Raw genomic sequence first — 252 nt, forward strand, 5'->3', positions numbered from 1 at the left:
TGACAACGGCATCTCCATCGACGGCCACGTTGAAGGCTGGTTCACCGATGACACCGCTAAACGTTTCGAAGCCTACCACTGGCACGTGATCCGTGGCATCGACGGCCACGATCCAGAAGCGATTAAACGTGCCGTAGAAGAAGCGCGTAAAGTCACTGACAAGCCATCCCTGCTGATGTGCAAAACCGTTATCGGTTTCGGTTCACCAAACAAAGCGGGTACTCACGACTCTCACGGCGCACCGCTGGGTGA

1 pseudogene is annotated in these 252 nt (G+C 55.6%); it reads left to right on the forward strand.

The annotated features are described in order from the left end of the window. Positions 1–252 (forward strand): annotated as a pseudogene (locus tag ACH1XZ_RS23270) (transketolase); the annotation flags it as partial.

The organism is Kluyvera chengduensis, assembly GCF_044197065.1.
Classification (GTDB): Bacteria; Pseudomonadota; Gammaproteobacteria; order Enterobacterales; family Enterobacteriaceae; genus Kluyvera; species Kluyvera ascorbata_C.